Source organism: Bathymodiolus azoricus thioautotrophic gill symbiont (genome assembly GCF_001298715.1).
GTDB lineage: Bacteria > Pseudomonadota > Gammaproteobacteria > PS1 > Pseudothioglobaceae > Thiodubiliella.
The window spans coordinates 1-3,188 of the sequence record NZ_CDSC02000447.1 but is presented as its reverse complement, the minus strand read 5'-3'; the positions used below and the strand labels follow the sequence as shown (position 1 = coordinate 3,188).

Annotated in this window: 3 protein-coding genes; all 3 read right to left on the bottom strand. The window is 29.4% G+C overall.

All coding sequences use genetic code 11. From position 1 onward, the window contains the following. Nucleotides 1-141 precede the first annotated feature (141 nt). The 3 genes from BAZSYMA_RS08495 to BAZSYMA_RS08485 are packed head-to-tail and all read right to left on the bottom strand — an operon-like array spanning nucleotide 142 to nucleotide 3,063. On the bottom strand, nucleotides 142-816 hold the full coding sequence (locus BAZSYMA_RS08495; RefSeq protein WP_090717943.1) for an OmpA family protein: 675 nt from the start codon (nucleotides 814-816) through the stop codon (nucleotides 142-144). Then, nucleotides 806-1,591: an HNH endonuclease family protein gene (locus BAZSYMA_RS08490; RefSeq protein ID WP_090717937.1), complete on the bottom strand. Its 786-nt coding sequence runs from the start codon at nucleotides 1,589-1,591 to the stop codon at nucleotides 806-808. The genes BAZSYMA_RS08495 and BAZSYMA_RS08490 overlap by 11 nt, the downstream gene beginning before the upstream one ends. Next, nucleotides 1,591-3,063, bottom strand: coding sequence for a hypothetical protein (locus BAZSYMA_RS08485; protein ID WP_090717932.1), 1,473 nt, complete (start codon nucleotides 3,061-3,063; stop codon nucleotides 1,591-1,593). Before BAZSYMA_RS08485 ends, BAZSYMA_RS08490 begins: the two co-directional genes overlap by 1 nt. Nucleotides 3,064-3,188 lie beyond the last annotated feature (125 nt).

Here is a 3,188-nt window from a genome sequence, read left to right as displayed (position 1 = left end):
TAAAAAAGGTATTAAATAGGACAGTTTGTGATTAACAATGGAGGTTACAGGGTCAAATATGCTACTTTTCATATTGCCACCTAACGCTTGAATTCAGCCGACGCGTAAGCGGTCAGGTGGAATGATTTGTTATAATTTTCATTACTGTAATTTGTTAATGATTTCATAAATTTTTTCTTCTGCCTTGGTTATTACTCTAAATTCAACTCTTTGAGAGGCTTGTATATCTTCTTCTCCATTGTTTTTAATTAAATTAGAAAATGACATGCCATTAGCACGAAAAACATTTTCTAAAAATATTTTATTGTTTGCTGAATTTGTAATGTTATAACTATAAGCCAAAACAGACTTTGCTCTATTTTGAGATAAAGACATATTATTTATATATGATTGCTCTCTTGTTGTGTTATTCCATATTGATGATGTATGACCCTCAACCCTAATTTCTTTAATTTGTTTTTTATATTTATTGTTGGTTAAGATGTCCAAATATCTTGGGAAGAAATCATCTAACACAGCTATGAACAGTGCTTTGAGGTCGCTACTGTTGGTATCAAATAAAATCTCTGGAGATTTGAACCTAATTGTATTATCAGATAAAATTTCTGCATCCCACACTTTAAGGTCTTGTTTAAATTCTTCACTTAAATCTTTAAATAATTGTTGCTGAATATTTTGATAACTCTCTGCTATTTCTTTAATAGCCTTTTGTTCTTTTTGCACTTCGCTCATAAATAATACAGCGATAAATAAAAATACCATCATTAGACCAGCCATCATATCTGAGATACTTATCCATTCTCTATTAGCTTGCATGGTTTTCTTTTATTTGTAAAAATTGTTTATATTCTGGTTTTTCCTTAATATGCTCGTGCTGAAACTCTTCTGCATGGCACTTAATGCACAAAACTTTTAAATTCTCATGTTTATTGTTTGTTACATCTGAATTTATATGATGAGTATGTAAATATTTTTTATAATCATTCAAATCATAAAAACACTCTTGACATATCCATTTGTAATACTGCTTTCTCTCTTTTGAAATGCTTGACCAATTGTCGGCATAACTACTTGGAATGGTTGCCATATCTAATTCGTTGGTAATGTAAGGTTGAGTGTGCTGGATTGGTTTATCTAAATAAGATTTGACATTAAAACTTGCTACTGTTTGATGATCATATAATGAATTGTGTTGTGTCAAGCAATTATTCTTACAAATATTTAAATATTCATATCGTCCGCCTGAAGCGTGAATCATCCAAAATTGCCCATCATCTCTGGACGCTTTTTTATATCTATGGCCTTTATTAGCACCCCTCATTGTTGTTAAAGTTGTACATTCAAAAATATGAAATTTTGGCAAAAGCCATTCTGTTTTATAGTTTGAAATATCACAAATATGCACAATCGTTTTTCTAATTGAACCATCTTTTAAAACTGTAAATAACTCACCTTCTGGGCTAGTATAAACATCACTTAAATCAGTATCTAGACCCTCATTTTCAAACAGTGTTATTTCTGTTTTGGCAATAATATCAATTTTTACCTTATTAACTGCTCGCCAAAGTTCGCTAAAATCTGTAATTCTCATTAATTAATATTATTTATTTTCATTAGTTTAGAAACTTGCTCTAAAAAGCTTTCATAATCAATGGCAAATTGCGTGGTCAAAGAAGTAAGTGATTTATTTAATGTATCTAATGAAGCGGGTAATTGATTTTCAATCTCTTGAGTTAGTTTTGTCAATGCCTCCGATTGTCTTGTTAAAGATTTCTGTATTTCATCAGAAAAAGTTTTTAACTCTTTAGTAATACCTTTTGCCTCACCGCTAATTTCTGCAAAAGTTTTTAGATGATTTTCTAAATTTTGTATTTGATTTTGATTAGTGCTAATGACGATTTCTAATTTGTCACTAACACCTGCAATCTTGGCATAATTACCTGTCATTTCACTAATTATTTTTGCATTGTTTTCTGTGATTGAAACAGCATTTTTAATTTGTTCAAATAATTGAATTAAACTTTCTTTTATTTTTTCGTTAGCTTGTTGATTCTGCTCAACACTTTCTTTTAAAGAGTTATTTATTTCACTAGAAAACTCTCCCACTTTTGTAATAAGTGCATCGGTATTTTGATTTGTGGTGATGTTAATTTTATCTATGCTTTCTAACAATACTTGATTGTTTTTATTAACAAAATCTTGTAAACTTTTTAAATTAGTTTCAGCAAATTCTTTTACCAGTGCCGTTGTATTCTGATGGCTTTCATTTGTATTTTCCGCGGTGGTTTTTAACTGTTTTTCAAATTCTTGCACAGAATCTTTATAAGTATTTTGCCATTCAATCATTTTTAAGACAGCCTCATTTAACTGTTTAAAATTATCACCAAATTGCTCTGTAAGGTTAGTATTAAAATCTTGGATAACATCTTGTAATGCTTTAATAATTTCTTCAGTAGCACCTTTTGATAAAGTTTGAACTGCTTCTTTCAGGGAGTTGTCAATTTCAGATAACTTTTCTTTTAAAAATTCAAACAAGGCTTTTTGATTTATTTTTAACTCATCTTTAACACTTGATATATCGGAAGATAAAGATTTTATATTGGTATCAATTGAATCTAACTTTGTGTTGATAAGAGGCAATATTTCAGTATTCTTTTTAACATCATCTAAAGATGTTAATTTATCATCAATAGAACTCAACCTTTCCAATTGTTTGCCAATATTATTTAAGGCTGTAATTTCATTTTCAGCACCACCCCCACTTTTATTTTTTTGAATAATAGAAAGTAATATTGCCAAACCCATGCCAACAATAGAAGTAACGAATGCAGTTTTTAATCCATCTAATAATTTTGGAACACTATCTGCAACACTATAACTATCAAAACCAAGTAAGCCAATAAAAATACCTATAAATGTTCCTAAAACACCAGTACTAACAAGGATAGATTTAAAATCTTGGTGATTATCGCTTTTATAACTTGAAAGGTCTTTCCAAAATAGCCAAAACATTAGTAAAAAAGTGATGGAAATTACAGCAATGTTTTCATTTTCAATGAACATATTTTATGGACCCTATAAACCAGATTGTGTAAACCTTCATATTTTATAATCCCTAAAAAGGAGAAAAAACATGAGCAATACAACATTAAGAAAAAACCAAAAGAACCAACTGAACAACACAGGTA